This is a genomic window from Sinomicrobium oceani (assembly GCF_900119185.1).
Taxonomy (GTDB): Bacteria; Bacteroidota; Bacteroidia; order Flavobacteriales; family Flavobacteriaceae; genus Sinomicrobium; species Sinomicrobium oceani.
This window is the reverse complement of sequence record NZ_FPJE01000008.1, coordinates 12451-34371: the sequence shown is the minus strand read 5'-3', so window position 1 is coordinate 34371 and position 21921 is coordinate 12451. Positions and strand designations below refer to the sequence as shown.

At 45.2% G+C, this 21921-nt stretch carries 18 protein-coding genes; 9 read left to right on the top strand and 9 right to left on the bottom strand.

Translation table 11 applies throughout. The features are described from left to right. Positions 1-48 precede the first annotated feature (48 nt). The 5 genes from BT112_RS08565 to BT112_RS08545 all read left to right on the top strand — a co-directional run bounded on the left by BT112_RS08565 (position 49) and on the right by BT112_RS08545 (position 4856). Positions 49-771, top strand: a complete 723-nt coding sequence (locus tag BT112_RS08565; protein WP_072316959.1) for an NUDIX hydrolase — start codon at positions 49-51, stop codon at positions 769-771. Positions 772-1069: 298 nt separating this feature from the next. Further along, positions 1070-2152 carry a glycine cleavage system aminomethyltransferase GcvT gene (gene gcvT, locus BT112_RS08560; RefSeq protein ID WP_072317090.1) on the top strand — a complete coding sequence of 361 codons (1083 nt, stop codon included), beginning with the start codon at positions 1070-1072 and terminating at the stop codon, positions 2150-2152. Positions 2153-2243: 91 nt separating this feature from the next. After that, positions 2244-3155, top strand: coding sequence for a glutaminase (locus BT112_RS08555; RefSeq protein WP_072316958.1), 912 nt, complete (start codon positions 2244-2246; stop codon positions 3153-3155). Between the two features lie 17 nt (positions 3156-3172). Next, positions 3173-3988 carry a sugar nucleotide-binding protein gene (locus tag BT112_RS08550; RefSeq protein WP_072316957.1) on the top strand — a complete coding sequence of 272 codons (816 nt, stop codon included), beginning with the start codon at positions 3173-3175 and terminating at the stop codon, positions 3986-3988. A 157-nt stretch (positions 3989-4145) separates the two neighbouring features. Next, on the top strand, positions 4146-4856 hold the full coding sequence (locus tag BT112_RS08545) for a YebC/PmpR family DNA-binding transcriptional regulator (RefSeq protein WP_072316956.1): 711 nt from the start codon (positions 4146-4148) through the stop codon (positions 4854-4856). Positions 4857-4959: 103 nt separating this feature from the next. Here BT112_RS08545 and BT112_RS08540 read toward each other — a convergent pair whose 3' ends face one another. Together BT112_RS08540 and BT112_RS08535 are read right to left on the bottom strand one after the other, a co-directional pair. Next, the gene (locus tag BT112_RS08540) at positions 4960-5460 is read right to left on the bottom strand and encodes a GNAT family N-acetyltransferase (RefSeq protein WP_072316955.1); all 501 of its coding nucleotides are present in this window, start codon (positions 5458-5460) and stop codon (positions 4960-4962) included. Between the two features lie 37 nt (positions 5461-5497). After that, positions 5498-7042, bottom strand: coding sequence for a hypothetical protein (locus BT112_RS08535; protein WP_072316954.1), 1545 nt, complete (start codon positions 7040-7042; stop codon positions 5498-5500). 154 nt (positions 7043-7196) lie between these two features. Here BT112_RS08535 and BT112_RS08530 point away from each other — a divergent pair, with 154 nt between their 5' ends. The 4 genes from BT112_RS08530 to leuB all read left to right on the top strand — a co-directional run bounded on the left by BT112_RS08530 (position 7197) and on the right by leuB (position 11759). Then, complete coding sequence (locus BT112_RS08530; RefSeq protein WP_072316953.1) at positions 7197-8369, top strand: 2-isopropylmalate synthase; 1173 nt, start codon at positions 7197-7199, stop codon at positions 8367-8369. A gap of 104 nt (positions 8370-8473) precedes the next feature. Next, a complete protein-coding gene (gene leuC, locus BT112_RS08525; protein ID WP_072316952.1) occupies positions 8474-9868 on the top strand; it encodes a 3-isopropylmalate dehydratase large subunit in 1395 nt (464 codons plus the stop codon). A gap of 179 nt (positions 9869-10047) precedes the next feature. After that, positions 10048-10644 (top strand): 3-isopropylmalate dehydratase small subunit, encoded by a 597-nt coding sequence (gene leuD / locus BT112_RS08520; protein ID WP_072316951.1) that lies wholly within the window; start codon positions 10048-10050, stop codon positions 10642-10644. Next, a complete protein-coding gene (leuB, locus tag BT112_RS08515; protein ID WP_072316950.1) occupies positions 10641-11759 on the top strand; it encodes a 3-isopropylmalate dehydrogenase in 1119 nt (372 codons plus the stop codon). The genes leuD and leuB overlap by 4 nt, the downstream gene beginning before the upstream one ends. A 136-nt stretch (positions 11760-11895) precedes the next feature. Here the strand turns inward: leuB and BT112_RS08510 are convergent, their stop codons facing one another. The 7 genes from BT112_RS08510 to ilvD all read right to left on the bottom strand — a co-directional run bounded on the left by BT112_RS08510 (position 11896) and on the right by ilvD (position 21357). Further along, positions 11896-13485, bottom strand: coding sequence for an NADP-dependent glyceraldehyde-3-phosphate dehydrogenase (locus tag BT112_RS08510; protein WP_072316949.1), 1590 nt, complete (start codon positions 13483-13485; stop codon positions 11896-11898). Positions 13486-13535: 50 nt separating this feature from the next. After that, positions 13536-14798 (bottom strand): threonine ammonia-lyase IlvA, encoded by a 1263-nt coding sequence (gene ilvA / locus BT112_RS08505; RefSeq protein ID WP_072316948.1) that lies wholly within the window; start codon positions 14796-14798, stop codon positions 13536-13538. 60 nt (positions 14799-14858) lie between these two features. Then, a complete protein-coding gene (locus BT112_RS08500) occupies positions 14859-15581 on the bottom strand; it encodes a class I SAM-dependent methyltransferase (protein ID WP_072316947.1) in 723 nt (240 codons plus the stop codon). Between the two features lie 154 nt (positions 15582-15735). Then, positions 15736-17205 carry a ketol-acid reductoisomerase gene (gene ilvC / locus BT112_RS08495; protein ID WP_072316946.1) on the bottom strand — a complete coding sequence of 490 codons (1470 nt, stop codon included), beginning with the start codon at positions 17203-17205 and terminating at the stop codon, positions 15736-15738. Between the two features lie 85 nt (positions 17206-17290). Next, the gene (ilvN, locus tag BT112_RS08490) at positions 17291-17815 is read right to left on the bottom strand and encodes an acetolactate synthase small subunit (RefSeq protein WP_072316945.1); all 525 of its coding nucleotides are present in this window, start codon (positions 17813-17815) and stop codon (positions 17291-17293) included. 41 nt (positions 17816-17856) lie between these two features. Next, on the bottom strand, positions 17857-19590 hold the full coding sequence (ilvB, locus tag BT112_RS08485; RefSeq protein WP_072316944.1) for a biosynthetic-type acetolactate synthase large subunit: 1734 nt from the start codon (positions 19588-19590) through the stop codon (positions 17857-17859). A 90-nt stretch (positions 19591-19680) separates the two neighbouring features. Beyond that, a complete protein-coding gene (gene ilvD, locus BT112_RS08480) occupies positions 19681-21357 on the bottom strand; it encodes a dihydroxy-acid dehydratase (protein ID WP_072316943.1) in 1677 nt (558 codons plus the stop codon). Positions 21358-21921: the final 564 nt, after the last annotated feature.

Below are 21921 nucleotides of genomic sequence, written 5' to 3'. Positions count from 1 at the left end.
GCCTGTTTGGTTCGGGCGTACAGCTTAATTAAAATAAAAAGGTTATAAATGAATAAAAAGACCATTGACTCCGTATCTATAAAAGAGGTAGGCAGTGAAGATGTTGTGAATGCCGTAACGATTGATTGCACTATATTCGGATTTAATGAAGGTACTCTCGAAGTGCTGTTGGTTCAGCATGCCGATGGTATCAGTAAAGGAAAATGGGGACTTCCCGGCGGATGGATAAAAAAGGATGAAAGTATCGACGACGCTGCATACCGTCTGCTGAGAGAGCTTACAGGAATAGACAACATTTATCTCGAACAGCTGAAAGCATTCGGTAGTCCGGAGCGGTTCCCGCTAAGCCGGGTTATAACCATAGGATACTATGCACTGATCAAAAAGGAAGATTACAGGCTGACCCCGGGTTTCACGGCTTCTGCGGTAAAATGGTATAAGGTCAAAGAAGTTCCCGAACTCATATACGATCATGCCGACATCCTCGAAATCAGTCTCAAACGGCTGAAAAGAAGAGTACGCCAGGCCCCGGTCGGGTTCAACCTTCTTCCTGAGAAGTTTACCTTACTTCAACTCATGCATCTTTATGAAGAGATCCTGGAAGTGGAAATGGATAAACCCAATTTTCGCCGGAAATTTTTACGCATGAAACTCCTGGTGCCTTTAGACGAGAAAGAAACGGATGTATCGCACAGAGCGGCTCAACTCTATAAGTTTGATCCGGGCATTTATGAAAAACTTACCGATAAAGGATTTAATTTCGAATTCTGAGACCGGTTACCCATAGCATAAAGGATTGCACAGTTATGCAATCCTTTTTTATGAACAGCACTTACCGGTGTCTCTGCCTTATAAACTGTGATCAGTAAGACTCGAAGCATTCCGGTACGGCTTATACGGGCAAGTCACACTTTCCGTTTCACATTCTTCCTTACTTTCTTTTACTACTCCCCATTTTTTGAATATTTTAGCAGCGTTTTTCGGGAAAACCGTGCTGTAAACCCGACTGACCGCAAATACATTTGAAAAAATCAGTTTACACTAACACTATTATATATTGTTCGATACTATGAAAAATACTGCACTTACCGATGTACATATTGACCTTGGAGCCAAGATGGTTCCTTTTGCCGGTTATAACATGCCCGTTCAATACGAAGGTGTGAATGCCGAGCACGAAACTGTACGAAATGCTGTAGGCGTCTTTGATGTCAGTCACATGGGAGAATTTTTTCTTCGTGGAGAAAAGGCACTCGACCTTATCCAGAAAGTAACTACCAACGATGCTTCGAAACTCACCATCGGGAAAGCACAGTACAGCTGTATGCCCAATGAAAAAGGCGGTATTATTGATGACCTGATCATTTATAAAATGGCGGAAAACGAATATCTTCTGGTCGTGAATGCTTCCAATATCGAGAAGGACTGGGAATGGATATCGTCTCAGAATATCTTCGGTGTGGATATGGAAAATGTATCGGACAATTATTCGCTGCTTGCCATTCAGGGACCAAAGGCTGTCGAGGCTATGCAATCGCTGACCGATACCGACCTGTCTGCCATTCCTTTTTACAGTTTTGAGACCGGCACCTTCGCGGGGGTAAACGACATTATTATTTCCGCTACGGGATATACCGGCAGTGGTGGTTTTGAGATCTATTGCAAAAATGAAGATGCCGGGAAGGTATGGGATAAGGTTTTTGAAGCCGGTGCCGATTTTGGTATCAAGCCTATAGGACTGGCGGCAAGAGACACATTGCGATTGGAAATGGGATACTGTCTTTACGGTAATGATATCGACGACAGCACATCGCCCATTGAAGCCGGACTGGGGTGGATCACCAAATTCACCAAAGATTTTGTCAATGCCGAGGCGCTTAAAGAACAAAAAGAAAATGGCGTATCCCGTAAACTCGTCGCTTTTGAACTCACCGAGAAAGGTATTCCGAGACAAGGTTATCTCATCGCAGATGAAACCGGTAAAACCATAGGGAATGTAACCAGTGGTACCATGTCTCCTTCCCTCGGTAAAGGTATCGGGATGGGCTATGTACCTGTAGCACTGGCCTCACCGGGAAGTACCGTACACATACAGATCAGGAAAAAGGCCGTCCCGGCAACCGTGGTCAAATTGCCTTTTTACAAAAAGTAAAACTCCCGGAAAGCCTGAAAATGGTACAAATACATTTTCGGTTCAGGGGTAGAATCTGCATTAAAATAATGCTGCAATACTGAAAAAGAAAATGGAATATCAGAACATCCTGGAAGAAATTCACGACGCGTTAAAAAACGTGCCGGACAAAGGTACCGTCCCCTCTTACATCCCCGAACTTGAAAAGATAAGTCCGGATCGTCTGGGATTGTACCTCCTAACCTGGAACAAGGAAGAATACGGTACGGGAGATTTTGATATTCCGTTTTCCATACAGAGTATTTCCAAAGTATTGTCTTTGGCCAAAGCCCTTAATTTTACGGGTGCTGATCTCTGGAAACGCGTAGATGTGGAACCTTCGGGGAACCCTTTCAACTTTTTGTCTTTACTCGAACTCGAAAAAGGGATTCCGCGAAACCCGTTTATCAATGCGGGTGCTATCGTAGTAAGCGATATACTCCTTTCACATCTCGAAGATCCGAAGAGAGATTTTCTGAATTATATCCGCGAACTTGCAGAAGACGATTCCATTACGTATAATGAGTCCGTAGCCCGTTCCGAAAAAGCCACGGGATTTCGCAATGCAGCCGCCGCCAACCTGTTGAAATCTTTCGGGAATATGAATAACAAGGTGGATGACGTCCTTGATTTTTACTATTATCAATGTTCGCTCTCCATGACGTGCAAGCAACTGGCACGCACCTTTTACATGTTTACCAATTCCGGGAAAAACGCAACAGGAAAAACATTCCTGACCCCCAGTCAGGCCAAAAGAATTAATGCTATTATGCTTACCTGCGGGTTTTATGACGAAGCCGGGGAATTCGCTTTCGAGGTAGGACTCCCCGGAAAAAGCGGCGTAGGAGGAGGAATCGTTGCCATACATCCCGAAAAGTACTGTATGGTCACCTGGTCGCCCGGTCTTAACGAAAAGGGAAATTCACTATTGGGCATGAAGGCGCTGGAAATGTTTACCACCAAAACCGGATTGTCTATATTTTAAGGGATAAAGAAGTTACCGTGAAGAAGCGAATATTAATATTAGGTGCCAGCGGGTTCCTCGGAGGTCATATCTACAGGGAACTTTGCCCGTATTATGACACCTATGGGACCTACTTCACCAATACTTCGTTTGCAGACAACCAGCATTTCTGTTACTTTAACGTAGACACCGACCCCATAGAATCGATTATCCAGGCTGTAAAACCCAGCTGTATCATATCGGCTATCCGTGGAAATTTTCAGGAGCAGATCGAACTTCACCAGGAGATCATGACCATAATTACCAAAAGAGATATCAGGGTGATCTTTCTCTCCTCGGCCAACGTATTTGATGCCTTCAGTAATTTTCCATCATACGAATACGACAAAACCTTATCGGAAAGCATATACGGACGTTTTAAAATAAAAATAGAGAATATGTTATTGCGCCTGCCGGTATGGCAATACGTCATCGTGCGCCTGCCCATGGTCTTTGGCAATAATTCCCCGAGACTGAACGAACTGAAACAGTTTCTTCAGCATCATGAGGCCTACGAAGTTTTTCCGGACCTGGTGATGAATGTTACTGCTGCAGATCTCGTAGCACGACAAATCCACTACTTGCTGAACAGGTACAAATCGGGGATTTACCATCCGGGAAGCAATGACCTCATTCACCACGACGAATTTATTCGTGAAATTACCGAAGAACTCGGTTATGAAAAACCATTGTTCAAGAATGTTTATACCAGGAATACCGACAGGTTTCTGGCCGTATTACCCAAAGACAATAAATTGCCGGAGCAATACCAGGTCGCCGTAGCGGATGTAATAAAAAGTTCTGTCCTTCGCTGATCGTTCGGAGTTGTCGGAGGTCCTAAAGCCATACTCCGGACAGGCATTGAGTCGAATCGTATGCTTACAATCATCAAATTAATTGGACAATATCGGCGAACTTTATATTTTTGTAATATACAACAAAGTAGATAACTTAAAATAACGTATTATATTTATGGGAAGAGCTTTTGAGTTCAGAAAAGCACGGAAGTTAAAAAGGTGGGGCGCTATGGCCAAAACCTTTACCCGTATTGGTAAAGATATCGTAATAGCTGTTAAAGAGGGCGGCCCCAGTCCGGAGACCAATGCACGCCTTCGCGCCATCATACAGAATGCCAAGACGGCCAACATGCCGAAAGACAATATCGAGCGTGCCATTAAAAGAGCTTCCGATAAGAATACGGAAAATTTTAAGGAAGTACTTTTCGAAGGATATGGCCCCCATGGTATAGCCGTTCTCGTAGAAGCGGCTACGGACAATAACAACCGGACTGTTGCCAATATCCGGAGCTATTTCAATAAATGTAACGGCAGTCTCGGTACCAGTGGCTCCGTAGAATTTATGTTCGATCACACCTGTAACTTCCGCATCAACGCCGAAGGCATAGAAATAGAGGAACTGGAACTGGAAATGATCGATTTCGGCGCTGAAGAAGTCTTTATGGATGAAGACGGTATCCTCATTTACGCACCTTTCGAAAGTTTCGGAGCTATCCAGAAGGAGCTGGAAGGACGTCATATCGAGATCCTGTCTTCGGGGTTCGAGAGAATTCCGCAGGTCACCAAAAAACTCGATGAGGAACAGGTAGCCGATATTGAGAAATTGCTTGAAAAAATCGAAGATGACGATGATGTACAGAACGTATATCACACCATGGAAGAATAAAAAATAATCATCCGTAGAATTAATTAAACAGAAAGCTCCGGTCAGAAGATACGGGGCTTTCTGTTTTTTTAGTATTACTCTTTCCCTGTTTCCGTCAACATCGTTACACCAAAAGATCACAATCCATCACAAAATCGTCCATAACGTACCCCCCTCCTATCCGGATCACTTCTTCGGCGGTTTTCCGGAATCCCAGGTGCTCATAGAACATAATGGCCCGGTTGTATTTATTGACATTGAGCGACAATTGACGATCGTCTTCGGTCAGGGCCACTTCCCTGCACTTTGCGATCAAACGTTTTCCTACACCCTTCCCCTGCGCCTCCGGAAGAATATATATCTTGTGTATTTTCGTTTTGGGAGTGTTCTTATATCCCGTTTCACAAGAACAGAAGCCGAGATCGACTCCGTTTTCCGAAACCAGGAAGAAGCGATGTCCGCTGCCTAATTGCCCGGTAAGGGCCTCGGTACTATACATCATTTCCAGCATATAAGCGATCTGGGCTTCCGTAAGGATGTCCTTAAATGTTTCGGGCCACGTAGCATACGCTATTTCCTGTATAACGGGAATATCTCCTGCAAAAGCTTCACGGATATCTGTCATGTCTTACCTCTTATAATCTTTTAATGTCTCTGTAGGGCTAACGGACCAGTTTTTTAGCTTTCTCCTGTATAATGATCCCCACCGGTTTGTTCTCGATCTTACTTTCCAGCCAGGAAATAATATCCAGATACAGGAAGGCCCTTCTTTCATAGGGATCGTTGTCGAGTTCTTTAAAACGCGAATGGAGTTTTTTAAATTCCTTTTTCAGCTCGTGAGGGTAAATGTTGCCGAGGTTTCGCAGGAATTTGATCATCTCCTTTTGCACCTCATGCAGATCGTTCATCTTCAACAGGAACTTGTATGTACTTTTCAATTGTACATCGAGATGATAATCCATACCGGCTTCATAGTGCGCTACCAGACTTAACACTCTTGAAAAACACATGAGGTCTTCCCGCATGGTGAGGTTCTTATTGTCTATAATCTTTTTCAGGTAACTGATGCACATCCTGTTGTCCCCGTTACCGAAATACATACAGGCGATCTTATAATAAAAGACCATAACGTGATGTTCGTCTATGGTGTCCCGGTGAGCCTTTAACTCCTTCAGAATATCATCGACCAGAGAAAGCCCCTCCTCGAATGTTCCTCCTACGAAATGCAGGTTGAGTTTGTTGATGTATATATATAAAAAACAAAGTGAGGAAACATTTTCATTTTTCGGAAAGGGCTCCGAAGCTATTGTTTTTTCCAGGCGTTCGAGTACGGCCTTGAACTGCGTCTTATATTTGAGCATAAACAGCGATTCGAGCAGGTAATTGTTCCCTTTCAGGTAATATACCGGGTTCAGGTAGATCATCTGTTCGTTCTCATAGAAAAGATCGGTCAGCTTACTGGCATATTTATAACACGACAAAAAATCCTGGGTGAGGAAGCTGTACCACAAATGCGCTTTATACAGCCATAATTTCTCCCGGAAACCGAGGTCTTCCAGCTTACATTTAGGCAAACGGGAATAAAAGTACTCCGTGATCCGCTGGTTTTCCTCATCGCTTTTTACATAACCCGATTTCAGCAAAATACCGTAAAGCTGCAGAGAGAGGTTCGACAGCCTGCTCGTAATGACATTCTGCATACTCAGTTCCTTGGCCTGCACGGCCAGTTCGTCTGCACGGCCACTCATACTTCGCGTGATATACTGGGTTTCGATAATTTTCTCGAACTCCACGATTTCATAAGCGATGTTCTTCTCCTCGTTCTCTATAGCCAGTTGCTTCGCTTTTTCCAGGATTTTAAGGCTTTGCCGGTATAATCCCTTGTGATATAAAATGGTGGCGAAATCCATTTGTTCGCGTATTTGTATCCTGATGTTCTGGTTTACCGGGTTCAGACGGAGACTCACCAGGACCTGCTTATACAAATGCGCTTTGAGATTGGACAGTTGTTGCTTTTTTACTATCCCGCTCTTGAGTATTTCCTTTTCATTGTAATCATGCATTTTATCGAAAAGGTTAAACAATGCCAGAAATTTGGCATCTGCATTCACTCCTAACCGATTCACATACAGTTTGAATTGTCTCTTTTCTGACTTGGAAAGGGATTTTATCAAAACAAACAACGAATCTTTTTGTGCATTTGTCATTGTAATAAAACTGATATTAAAAACCTAATTATCAAAATGTTAAGTTTTATATTTTTTGGTTAAGCATTGTAAAGCACCACAATCGAAATCCTTTGTTTGAATTTGCAAAATATAAATTCGTATTGAAAAATAAAATTAAGATTAATAATTTGACATGAGTAAAGAAAAAGTACAAATCTTCGACACCACTCTCAGAGATGGCGAACAAGTGCCCGGATGCAAGCTGAATACCAAGCAGAAACTGGTAATCGCGGAACGTCTGGACGAACTTGGGGTGGATGTCATAGAGGCCGGATTCCCTATCTCGAGCCCCGGAGATTTTACATCGGTCGTCGAGATAGCAAAAATAGTGAAAAATGCTACGGTATGCGGACTCACCAGGGCAGTAAAAAAAGATATAGAAGTTGCTGCGGAAGCCCTGAAATTTGCTAAAAGACCACGTATTCATACGGGAATAGGTACTTCGGATTCTCACATCACCCATAAATTCAAGGCTACACGTGAAGAAATTATAGAAAGAGCAGTTACTGCCGTGGCCTACGCCAAAACCTTCGTGGACGATGTAGAATTTTATGCCGAAGACGCCGGACGTACCGACAACGACTTCCTTGCACAGGTCTGTGAAGCTGTTATTGCAGCGGGTGCCACTGTACTCAACATTCCCGATACGACCGGATATTGCTTACCGGAAGAATATGGTGCCAAGATAAAATACCTCAAAGACCATGTAAAAGGTATCGAGAATGCCATCCTTTCCTGCCACTGTCATAACGACCTCGGACTGGCTACCGCCAACTCTATTTCGGGGGTTATCAACGGGGCCAGACAAATAGAATGTACCATTAACGGTATTGGCGAGCGGGCCGGGAACACTTCGCTGGAAGAAGTCGTAATGATCCTCCGCCAGCACCCTACCCTCGACCTGGACACCAATATCAATTCCAGATTATTGTACAGTACCAGCCGTATGGTATCGGAAAGTATGGGAATGCCCGTACAACCCAATAAAGCTATCATAGGTGCCAATGCTTTTGCACACAGTTCCGGAATTCACCAGGACGGGGTGATCAAGAACAGGGAGACTTATGAAATTATAGACCCGGCCGATGTGGGAGTTACCGAATCGGCCATAGTACTTACAGCGAGAAGCGGACGTGCAGCACTGGCATACCGGGCCAAGAAGGTAGGCTATGAGCTTACCAAACTTCAACTGGATGATGTATACCAGGAATTCCTGAAATTTGCTGACAGGAAAAAAGAGATCCTGGACCAGGATATCCACGAGATTATGCACGTTTGCAAAATAGCAGAAGCCAGAGCCGTCTAAGGGAAATCAAAAACTAAAAAACTAACGATATCTTTGTAAAGCACACCATCCTGATTTTCCGGGCTTTTAAAGGCCCTGACGCATGTAACTAAAGTAAAAAACGAATGAAGAAGACATTATTTGATAAAGTTTGGGATAGCCATGTGGTCGATTCTGTAGAGAATGGACCACAAATATTATATATAGATAAGCACCTTATACACGAAGTAACAAGTCCGCAGGCTTTTGCGGAACTCGAACAACGGAATATCCCGCTTTTCAGACCGGATCAGGTCGTGGCTACGGCGGACCATAACGTCCCCACACTGGATCAGCACCTGCCTATAAAAGACGCGCTGTCGAGAAACCAGGTGCAGCAGTTAACCGAAAACTGTGAAAAACACGGGGTAACCCTCTATGGTCTCGGACACAAATACCAGGGTATCGTACACGTAATGGCCCCCGAACTCGGAATAACCCAGCCCGGAATGACCATGGTCTGCGGAGATAGCCATACTTCCACCCACGGTGCTTTCGGCACCATTGCCTTCGGGATAGGAACCAGCCAGGTTGCCCAGGTTTTTGCCAGTCAGTGTCTGCTGCTCAGCAAGCCGAAAAAAATGCGGATCAATGTCAACGGTAAACTCCGTAAGGGAGTGCTTCCAAAGGATGTGATCCTTTATGTCATTGCCAAGCTCGGAACCAATTCGGGTACCGGGTACTTCGCCGAATACGCCGGAGATGTTTTTGAGAACATGAGTATGGAAGGGCGGATGACGGTATGTAATATGAGTATAGAAATGGGGGCCCGCGGCGGAATGATCGCCCCGGACGAGACCACGTTTGCTTATGTGAAAGGTAAAGAATTTGCTCCGAAGGGTGAAGAGTTCGAGAAAAAAGTAGCCTACTGGAAAACGCTGAAAACCGATGAAGGTGCGGCGTTTGACCAGGAATATTCTTTTGATGCCGAAGATATCGAACCTATGGTTACCTACGGTACCAATCCGGGTATGGGGATCAAGATCAACGGGCAGATCCCGGAACTGGATGATATCTCTTTCGAAAAATCACTTCAATATATGGGCTTCCGTAAAGGAGAGAGCCTTTTGGGTAAACCGATCAATTACGTCTTTATCGGAAGTTGTACCAATTCCCGGATCGAAGATTTCCGGGTAGCTGCAGATTATATCAAAGGCAAACAAAAAGCGGCCAATGTCAATGCCCTTATTGTCCCCGGTTCACAGCAGGTAGCCAGGCAGATTGAAGAAGAAGGTCTCAGGCAGGTTTTTGAAGAAGCCGGCTTTGTATTGCGGCAGCCCGGATGTTCTGCATGTCTCGCGATGAACGACGATAAAATTCCGGAAGGAGAATACTGTGTCTCTACGTCCAACAGGAATTTCGAAGGACGTCAGGGACAGGGAGCCCGTACCATACTGGCCAGCCCGCTTATCGCAGCCGCAACGGCCGTAAAAGGTGCTATTGCCACCCCTTATGAAGAAGAAGTAGCAGAACTTGTCTGATTCGGAAAGTACATCGCTAACAGCAGAACCGGCGTTTCGGGCCGATTACCGGAAGCCCCGGATGTTAAACAAAAAATTATAACATTAAGATTGGCCATCACGGCATCAACAGCGAAAACCATTGCCCTTGCAAGAGTGCATTTTTCGCAAAAGGGCCAGGAGCCCATATAAAAGTAGACATGGAAAAATTCAGGACACATACATCAAAGGCTATTCCTCTGCCCATTGAAAATATCGATACCGACCAGATCATCCCGGCCCGCTTCCTGAAAGCGACCAACAAGGCTGGTTTCGGGGAAAACCTCTTTCGTGACTGGAGGTATAACAAAGACGGTTCTCTCAATTCGTCTTTTGCCCTTAACGACCCCAAATACAGCGGGAGCATCCTCATTGCAGGAAATAATTTCGGCTGCGGATCGAGTCGTGAACATGCGGCGTGGTCACTTGCAGATTATGGGCTGAAAGTGATCGTATCGAGCTATTTTGCCGATATTTTCAAGGGAAATGCACTCAACAACGGCTTATTACCCGTACAGGTTTCTCCCGAATATCTGAAAACCCTTATCGATGCGGTACAATCCGATCCGGAAACACAGATACTGGTAAACCTCGAAGAACAGTTTATCACTCTTAAAGGTTCGGACAAAAAAGAATCCTTTGAGATCGATGCATACAAGAAGTTGTGCCTGCTCAACGGGTATGACGACATTGACTTCCTGATCAGCAAAAAAGATAAGATCGAAGAATTTGAAAAAGAATTAAATACGCAGATATGAAATTGAACATCGCACTTTTACCGGGAGACGGCATAGGTCCTGACGTGGTCGTCCAGGCCGTGAAATCTTTGCAGGCAGTTGCCGATGCTTTTGGCCATACGTTTCATTTTGAAGAAGCCCTGGTCGGAGCTATTGCCATAGATAAAACCGGAGACCCCTTGCCCGAAGAAACCTTAGCCGTATGCAAAAAATCCGATGCCGTACTTTTCGGTGCCATCGGAGATCCCAAATACGACAACGATCCCAAGGCTAAAGTACGTCCCGAACAGGGATTGTTAAAACTGCGAAAATCTCTGGGCCTTTTTACTAACATCCGACCTATTAAAGCCTACCCTACCCTCATCGAAAAATCTCCGCTAAAAAAAGATATTATTTCCGGAACAGATTTCACTATCTATCGCGAACTCACCGGGGGGATCTATTTCGGAGAGAAAAAAATCAGTGAAGACGGTACTATCGCTTCCGACCTTTGCGAGTATTCCGAAGCGGAGATCGAGCGTATAGCCCATCTCGCGTTTAAAGCTACACGCAGCAGAAAAAACAAACTGACACTCGTGGATAAAGCCAATGTCCTGGAGACTTCCAGGTTATGGCGAAGAGTAGTAACTACCATAGGAAAAAGCTACCCTGATGTAGAACTCGACTTCCTTTTTGTAGACAATGCTGCCATGCAGATCATCCTCAATCCGAGCCAGTTTGATGTTATTCTTACAGAAAATATGTTCGGTGACATTATTTCCGATGAAGGAAGTGTCATCGGAGGTTCCATAGGGTTACTGGCATCTGCTTCCGTAGGAAGTGATATTGCCATGTTCGAACCCATACACGGGTCTTATCCGCAGGCCAAAGGCAAAGATATTGCCAACCCGGTAGCGTCTATCCTTTCCGCTGCCATGCTCCTGGAGCATTTTAACCTGAAAGAGGAAGCAGAAACCATACAGTACGCTGTGGAAAAATCCCTGGAAAAAGGTGTAGTTACACCCGATCTGGATAAAAACAGCACGTATGGCACTAACAAAGTGGGTGATTTTATTGCCGATTTTATTCTTCATGCGGAAGATACAACTCAGGTAAATAAGGAAAACATAGAATTTGGGCAGTCTACTATTATATAAGATTTGATTTAGCTAACCAAAATCTTTCCCAAAGAGAAACCCGGATAATGTATCCGGGTTTTGTTTTTATATCCCCGGGACATTTGTAAAACCCGGGGATTTTTTATGATATAAAAGATATACACGCTCCGATTTATCAGAGTATATAATCGGTATTGACGAAGTTAGAAGCTTTGCTGTCCAGCAGCTCCGTGAGGATGGCACGGTTATACTCGTTATCCTTGGAAGCGACGAAAGTACGAACAGAGAACGAGCGCAATGCATCGTGCACACTTAGTGTACTGACCGCAGAATCCTTTCTTCCGGTAAACGGATAAACATCCGGTCCGCGCTGGCAGGAACTGTTCAGGTTCACCCGGCAAACAAGATTGACCAGGGTATCGATCAGCGGCGCCAGGGTTTTTATATTCTGACCGAACAGGCTTACCTGTTGCCCGTAGTTGGATTCTGCCATGTCGTTGAGCGGTTCCTCGATGCTTTTAAAAGACAATATGGGGATCAGCGGACCGAACTGTTCTTCCTGGTATGCCCTGGCATCTTTACTGACGGGGTACAATACGGGAGGGAAAATATAATTTTCACTTTGCTCTCCGCCTCTTTTATTGATCACTTTTGCTCCTTTGGCTACGGCATCGTCCATAAGCGCTCTGATGTAATCAGGCTTACCCGGTTCCGGTAGCGGTGTAAGCATAACACCGGGTTCCCAGGGATTCCCGAATTTCAATGCATCCACGCGGTCGGCAAACCGCTTATTAAACTCTTCGACCACATCTTCATGTACATACAATACTTTCAGCGCCGTACATCGTTGTCCGTTGAACGACAGGGTTCCGGAAATACACTCTTCTATAGCCAGATCCAGATCGGCATCGGGTAATACGATCGCCGGGTTCTTGGCTTCCAGACCGAGTACAAGCCTCAACCGGTTTTTGTTCGGATGCTGATCCTGTAGTGCTATGGCAGATTTGCTGTTACCGATAAGCGCCAGTACATCTACACGACCGGTCTTCATAATCGGTGCTGCAACCACTCTTCCCCTTCCGTAGATAATATTGACCACTCCCTTGGGAAAGCTGCTTCTGAAGGCTTCCAGTAAGGGAGAAATCAGGAGTACACCGTGCTTGGCCGGTTTAAAGACTACAGTATTCCCCATGATCAGTGCCGGGATGAGCAACGCAAATGTTTCGTTCAGCGGATAGTTATACGGTCCCATGCAAAGTACCACTCCGAGAGGGCCTCGGCGTATGTGCGCATAAACACCGCCGTGTTTTGCAAAACGGGCACTGTCCCTGTCCAGTTGTTTGTAATCTTCGATAGTATCGTAGATATACTCTACCGTACGATCGAATTCTTTTTCGGAATCCGGCAGGTTTTTTCCTATTTCCCACATCAGGAGTTTAACGACTTCTTCCCTTCGGGTCTTCATCTGCCGTACAAACTTTTCCATACACGCTATACGGTCTACTACCTTCATAGTGGGCCATGCTCCCTGTCCTTTGTCGTAAGCATCACAGGCAGCCTGTAAAGTGCTCAGGGCAGAGGACTCGTCCATGTCCGGAACAGTTCCCAGCAATGTAGGCCCATATACTCCTTCGTCGTTGTGCGTATGTATAGAAGAATACACATCGGCATAATTTCCTTCCCATTTTTTGAGCTCTCCATTGGCCAGATACGTATCCTGGTGTATTGTTTTCTTCAGTTTGAATTCTTCTTGAACGCTTTGCATCAGTATAGTATGGTTTTGTGGTTAAATTGGATATATTTCGGTTAACGCCCTTACACCAGAAACTGGAACAGATCCGGTTTGTTGTTGAGATAATCTCCGTAGAAATGACGGGCTTTCATCCGCTCTATCAAAGGTAGTAAATCCTTTTCACTTTTGAGCTCGATCCCGACGACAGCAGGAGCATTTTCCCGGCTGTGTTTTTTGGTGTATTGAAAATGTGTAATATCGTCGTTAGGCCCGAGTATTTCTGCCACGAATTCTTTGAGTGCCCCGGCACGTTGCGGAAAACGCACAATAAAATAATGCTTGAGATTAGCGTACAAAAGTGCCCTTTCCTTGATCTCGGCCGTACGCGTAATATCATTGTTGCTTCCGCTCACCACGCAAACGACATTTTTCCCTTTGATCTCGTCCCTGTACTGGTCGAGCGCTGAAATAGTCAGTGCTCCTGCCGGTTCGACCACTATAGCATCCCGATTGTACAAATCTAAAATGGTCTGACATACTTTTCCTTCCGGAACCGTTATCATATCGTCAAGAAATTGTTTACAGATGTCAAAAGTCTTGTCTCCGACCCGCTGAACAGCAGCCCCGTCGACAAATTTTTCGATCTCACCGAGCTCCGTATTTTTATTATGCTGGAGAGACGTACTCATAGACGGAGCACCCTGCGGTTCCACCCCTATAATTTTGGTCTCCGGAGACAGTACCCGGAACACGGAAGAAACTCCGGAAGCGAGACCTCCTCCCCCTACGGGAACAAAAAGATAATCTATCGGCACTTCAGCCTGTTCGAGTATTTCCAGTCCAACCGTAGCCTGACCTTCAATTACTTTTTCATCGTCGAAAGGATGTACAAAAGTTTTTCCGAGCCTTTTGCATTCGGTGATTGCCGCTTTGTTGGAATCGTCGAAAGTATCCCCTTCCAGTACGATCTCGATCTGGTCTCCGCCGAACATTTTTACCTGGCTGATCTTCTGTTTCGGGGTGGGTACGGGCATGTAAATGGTACCTTTGATCCCCAGCCTGTTACACGACATCGCCACGCCCTGCGCATGATTCCCCGCACTGGCACAAACGATTCCCCTCGCCTTCTCTTGGTCAGACAGCGAACGGATCTTGTTATAAGCCCCGCGGATCTTATACGACCTCACAATCTGCAGATCTTCCCTTTTCAGTAATATATTGGCATCGAATACCCTCGAATACGTAAGACTTTCTCCCAGGGGGGTAAGTACTGCCACGCCTTTCAGGGTTTCTGCGGCTTCCTTAACCTGTTCCAGCTTTGGTATGTAGTTTGTTGTCACGTTCATAAATCCTCAATAATAGGGTTGTTCAGTACGGATATCGTACATCAGTTATCCTCACTGTTTTTATTTAATAGCTCCGAAAGCTGCGAAGCAACTGTTCTTATGTAGTATTTCCACGGTTCCGAACCCTGTTTTTCTCAGGAGTTCTACCTGATAGGTTACCGATCGCGGACTGTCTTCTTTCTCGATATAGGCAAAGACCTTATCCCGGTAATCTTTTCCGCCGAGCCGCTCCAGGTAATTTCCGTATTCTGCCCAGAACATCGTATGCAATGCCGGTGAATCGTGCGATACCATATCCGATATCCAGAAACTACCTCCGGGTTTCAGGGCCCGGAATATTTTGGCAAAGACGTATTCCCAGTCCTCATCTTCACGCAAATGATGGAGCACTGCACCGGCCAGTACGATATCGAAGTGTCCTTCGGGCAGATCTACCGTACGGATATCCCCCTGCAAAGTCACTGTACGTCCGCCATTAATAACGTTTACACGCTCTTCGGCTCTCCTGAGCATAGGTCCCGAAAGATCGACAAGCGTACAATGGAGCCCGGGTAATTTGGACAGCATTTTCAGGCTGTAGTTTCCTGCCCCGCAACCTATATCCAGCAGGTATCCCGCTTCCGGGTTTACATAACGGGCGGCTTCCGTGATCCATTCCAAAGTTACCGGTGCATCGATAGTGGACTGTTGCCCCGTATCGATATTGGAAAAACGTTCCACGTCATTATCAAACCGTGCTCTTATTTCTTCATTGGTAGATTTATGTGAATAATCCGTTTTCAAAATAAAGGATTTTAAAATTTGTACTTAACTATACATACCAAAAGAAGCGATGCCTGAAAACCACGATTCCGGAATACAGCCGGGGCATATCAGATAAACCCCGGCATCATCCGGTATGTTAAAACGGTTGTCCGACAGGCTGTTCCCGGCCTGCTTAAACGATTTTTTTCATCTCGGTCATCGAAGAACGCAGGTAAGCCCCTACTTTCTCTACAGGGTGATTCCTGATCTCCGAATTGACCTTAATGAGTTCCTGGTTATCTACCGCATTACCCCCGGCAAAAGATTTACCGATAACATTGGTTTCGATCTTCTTCATAAAATCGGATAACAGCGGTTTACACGCATGATCGAAAAGGTAACATCCGTACTCCGCAGTATCGGAGATCACACGGTTCATTTCGAATAGTTTTTTACGGGCTATCGTATTTGCGATCAGAGGTGTCTCATGCAGCGACTCATAATAAGCCGACTCGGCTATGATTCCTGCTTCCGTCATGGTTTCGAAAGCGAGTTCCACTCCCGATTTTACAAAAGCAACCATAAGTACCCCGTTGTCAAAATACTCCTGCTCACTGATAGGTGCGGAAGTCACTTCGGTTTTTTCGAATGCGGTTTCCCCGGTCGCCTTTCTCCAGGTAAGCAGGTTGACATCATCATTGGCCCAGTCTTCCATCATAGTCTTGGAGAAGTGCCCGCTCATGATATCATCCATGTGCTTCTGGAACAACGGTCGCATAATCTGCTTCAGTTCTTCGGACAAACGGAATGCTTCTATCTTGGCAGGGTTGGATAACCTGTCCATCATATTGGTGATTCCACCGTGCTTCAGGGCCTCCGTAATAGTCTCCCATCCGTATTGTACGAGCTTGGCGGCATACCCGGGCTCTACACCCTTTTCTACCATTTTGTCAAAGCTCAGTATGGATCCGGTTTGCAACAATCCGCAAAGAATAGTTTGTTCTCCCATAAGATCGGACTTTACTTCCGCAACGAAAGAAGAACGAAGCACACCTGCACGGTCTCCACCGGTTGCCGCAGCATAGGCCTTGGCCTGCTCCAGTCCTTTTCCTTCAGGGTCGTTTTCCGGGTGGACAGCGATCAATGTCGGTACCCCGAATCCTCTTTTGTATTCTTCTCTTACCTCAGATCCCGGGCATTTGGGCGCTACCATGATCACGGTAATGTCCTTTCTGATCTGCATACCTTCTTCCACGATGTTAAATCCGTGTGAGTACGACAGCGTAGAGCCTTCCTTCATCAGGGGCATAACAGCCTTGATTACGGCAGTATGCTGCTTATCCGGAGTGAGATTACATACCACATCGGCAGTCGGGATAAGTTCTTCATAGGTACCTACGGTAAACCCGTTTTCTGTAGCGTTTTTATAAGATTGTCTTTGTTCTTTGATGGCAGCTTCACGCAATGCGTAAGAAATATCCAGTCCGGAATCTCTCATGTTCAGTCCCTGGTTAAGCCCCTGGGCACCGCATCCTACAATTACAATTTTTTTACCAAGAAGTTTTTTTACACCTTCACTGAATTCGGATCTGTCCATAAATTCACATACTCCTAATTGCTGTAATTGAAGCCTCAACGGAAGCGTGTTAAAGTAATTTGCCATTTTTATTGCTTATTTTTAATTTTAGATTTATTCTGTTTTCAACAAACAGACGCACCACAGTGCGTCCGTATTTTACTATGATAATTTATGCATTCTGAAATTCGCGAAGCAACGCCGATATATTCATTTCCGTTTTCGAAACTGCAATTCTCCCCGAACGTACGAACTGCATGATACCAAACGGTACGAGTTCGTCGTACAACGCATCGGTTTCGTGCCTTCTTCCGGTCTTTTCGATCACGAAGAATTCACGGGCTACGGTTACGATATTCGCATTACTTTGTTTGATGATGTTCTGTATCTGCCTTTCGTCAAACAATAAACTCGACTTTATCTTGAACAAAGCGGTCTCCTGGTAGATCGTTTCTTCGTCGGTGTGATAGTAGGCTTTGATCACTTCGATCTGTTTTTCGAGCTGCCCTACGATCTTACGTACCTGGTCTTCGTCCATAGCGGCCACAATAACAAACCGGCTCACATTTTCGATTTCCGATTCCGAAACGGTAAGGCTTTCTATATTGATATGCCGTTTGAGAAATATGGCCGAAATACGGTTAAGCAACCCTATGTTATTTTCCGAGTATACGGAAATGGTATATGTATTATTCATTTCTTTTTTAATATTATTTCATTGATCACTCCACTCCGTAACTACTCCAGCCTGCAATCGGTTACTGAAGCGCCGGTAGGGATCATAGGGAATACATTGTCTTCTTTTTCCACACAAACTTCAAGGAAGTAAGCTTCTTCCGAGGCTATCAGTTCATCGATGGCTTCGTCCAGATCTGCCCTTTCGGTGACCCGGCGTGCCGGAATATGGTAGCCTTTGGCAATGGTAACGAAATCGGGATTGATAAGTTCTGTCGAAGCATAGCGCCGGTCAAAAAACAATTGTTGCCACTGCCTTACCATCCCCAGAAAGTCATTGTTGAGCACAACGATCTTCACCGGAACACGGGTCTGGAAAATTGTTCCCAGCTCCTGAATGGTCATCTGGTATCCGCCGTCACCGATAATAGCCACAACTTCCCGTTCCGGTGCTCCCATTTTGGCCCCGATCGCAGCAGGAAGCGCAAACCCCATGGTTCCCAGTCCGCCGGAAGTAACATTACTTTTGGTCTGGTTGAATTTGGCATAACGGCACGCGATCATCTGGTGCTGACCTACATCCGAAACCACGATGGCATCACCACCGGTACGCTTATTGATCTTTTCGATAACCTCTCCCATCGTCAATTTTTGCTTCTCGGGGAAAAGGTCATTTTTTATAACTTTATCAAACTCTATAGCCCGTTTGTCCTTAAACTCCTGGTGCCATGTTTCGTGTTTCTTTTCATCGATCAGCGGCAGTATTCCGGACAAGGTTTCCTTTACATCTCCGAGAACGGCGATCTCTGTTTTGACATTCTTGTCGACTTCGGCAGGGTCTATTTCAAAATGTATTACTTTGGCCTGTTTGGCATACCTGCTCAGGTCGCCTGTTACCCGGTCGTCAAAACGCATTCCGAGTGCTATAAGCACATCACATTCATTAGTCATCAGGTTCGGCGCATAATTTCCATGCATACCTACCATCCCGGTATAAAGGGGATGATCGGTTTCCAGAGCAGACAATCCGAGTACCGTACTCGCTGCAGGAATACCAGCCTTTTCGATAAAGGCTTTTAATTCCGCTTCGGCTTTTCCCAGAATAATACCCTGTCCGAAAACGATAAAGGGCTTTTTAGCACTATTGATAATTGCAGCCGCTTCCCCGATTTTCGTCGGGTTGATTTCGGGTTTGGGTTTATAGCTACGTATTGCCGTACATTTTTTATAAGAGAAATCAAACTCTTCTACCTGGGCATTTTTGGTGATATCGATCAATACGGGTCCCGGACGACCGGAACGGGCTATATAAAATGCCTTGGCCAGTGCTACGGGAATATCCGCTGCTTTGGTGACCTGATAACTCCATTTGGTTACCGGTGTGGAAATACCGATAATATCGGTTTCCTGAAAAGCGTCCGTACCCAGCAAATGCCTGGCTACCTGGCCGGTTATACACACCATGGGGGTAGAATCTATCTGCGCATCGGCAATCCCCGTAACCAGATTGGTTGCTCCTGGTCCGGAAGTAGCCATGGCCACACCTACTTTTCCACTGACCCGGGCATAGCCCTGGGCAGCATGGGTCGCTCCCTGTTCGTGACGGGTGAGCACGTGGTGCAATTTATCCTGAAACTTATACAAGGCATCGTATACCGGCATGATAGCCCCACCGGGATATCCGTACATAAGGTCTACCCCTTCGGCCAGCAGGCAGTGGATCACAGCTTCTGCTCCGCTGATCCTGATGGTTGTACTGGTTTCTGTTTCTACTAATTTTTCTTTCAATGTTTCCATACTCTTCTTTATTGCTACACCAAACTATGTATTGTTTATACACATCACAGGGTATTTTCACGGAAGCGCATACCATGTTATTGTGTATCCCTAAAATTCGTCGGTAACGCATCCTTCTGATGCGGATGAAACTGTTTTGGCGTATTTGTACAATATTCCTTTTTTCTCTTTTAAAGGGGGTTGAACCCACCTGGACTTTCGATCTTTCAATTCCTGATCGGAAATTTCCACATCAATAGTATTGTTTTCCGCGTCTATGGTAATAATATCACCGTCCTCCACAAGTGCTATGGCCCCGCCATCCTGTGCTTCCGGAGAGACGTGTCCGACGACAAAACCGTGTGATCCGCCGGAAAATCTACCATCTGTGATCAGGGCTACGTCTTTTCCGAGTCCTGCCCCCATAATTGCAGAGGTTGGCTTCAGCATTTCCGGCATTCCGGGACCACCTTTCGGGCCTTCGTAACGTATGATAACCACATCTCCTTTCGACACTTTACCTTCTTTAATACCGGTATTGGCATCGGATTCTCCGTTAAACACCTTTGCTTTCCCGGTAAACCTCAGACCTTCTTTGCCGGTAATCTTGGCTACCGCTCCTTTTTCGGCCAGATTTCCGTACAGGATACGGATATGCCCGGTACTTTTTATAGGGTTGTCTACGGCACGGATAATCTCCTGTCCTTCTTCCAGATCCGGAACTTCGGCAAGGTTCTCTGCCAGTGTTTTCCCGGTTACCGTAATACAGTCTCCGTGCAACATGCCCTGTTTGAGCATATATTTTAATACCGCGGGAACACCACCGATACGGTGCAGGTCTTCCATCACATATTTGCCACTCGGTTTCAGGTCGGCCAGCAGCGGTGTGTTATCGCTGATACGCTTAAAATCATCCAGCGTAAAATCTACTTCAGCTGCTTTGGCTATGGCCATAAAATGGAGCACGGCATTCGTGGAACCTCCGAGTACCGTAACCACGCGAAAAGCATTTTCGAGAGACTTTCTCGTTACGATATCCCTTGGTTTTATATCTTTTTCCAACAGGAGGCGCAGGGCCTTTCCGGCGGCAATACAATCTTCTTTCTTTCCGTCATTCACCGCCGGTATGGAAGAGTTAAAAGGTATCGACATCCCCAGCGTTTCTATGGCAGAGGCCATGGTATTAGCTGTGTACATGCCCCCGCACGCACCCGCACCCGGACACGCCTTATGGATAACTTCTTTATAATCATCTTCCGAAATTTTTCCGGCAACTTTACTTCCCCAGGCTTCAAAAGCCGAAATAATGTCGAGTTTTTGTCCCTTGTGACAGCCCGGAGCAATAGTTCCTCCGTAAACCAGGACTGCAGGACGGTTGAGGCGCAGCAGCGCCATAAGCGCTCCCGGCATGTTCTTATCGCATCCCACCACGGTGACGACACCATCATAACTCATCCCCTGGACGACTGTTTCTATAGAGTCTGCTATAATATCTCGTGAAGGAAGAGAATATCGCATGCCCTGCGTCCCGTTAGAGATACCATCGCTCACCCCTATGGTATTAAAAATCAATCCGACCAGGCCGGCTTCTTCCGTACCTTTTTTCACATACTCGGATAAACCGTTAAGATGCATGTTACAGGGATTTCCTTCATATCCTGTGCTCGCTATACCTATGAGTGGCTTTTTCAAATCGTCATCACTAAGGCCTATGGCATGCAACATTGCCTGTGCGGCAGGTAGTGTAGGATCTTGAGTAACTTGTTTACTATACGTGTTTAACATTATTTAATAAAAATTTATTTTCTCTATTATACTTTATGATCAGCTAAATTATTTTATATAAAATCTCCAGTATTTTAACATTAATTCTGTTTTTTAGACTCAATTGTACGCGCATGTATTTACCATTCTGAAAAACAACATCTTATACCACTTCATACTATCATATCCAACAGTAAATAAAAACTGAAAAAGAAAAGGCCCGTATCATTCTTCGGATTGATACAGGCCCTGTTTTACAGCATATCCTTATCGTATCAACCCGAAAACGAGTTCATAATGACGACAAGAATAATGACTATGTGTGACAATCTTTTCATCCGTAAAAAATCCAGGTACTAAAAAAGCCTTCCGTTTTCGGGAAGGCTGTGTTTAAAAATTATATTTTCTAACATACCATTCCCGGTCAAGGTGAAATAACCACAATGACGATGACCGCAATGATATGAATCAGGTTTGTTTTCATTTATAACACAATATTAATGCCTTTTTTTATAACATGAAACAGCTACATGAAATTTTTGTCACTTTTATTCTAAAACCGATTAAAATATATAATATTATCATTTA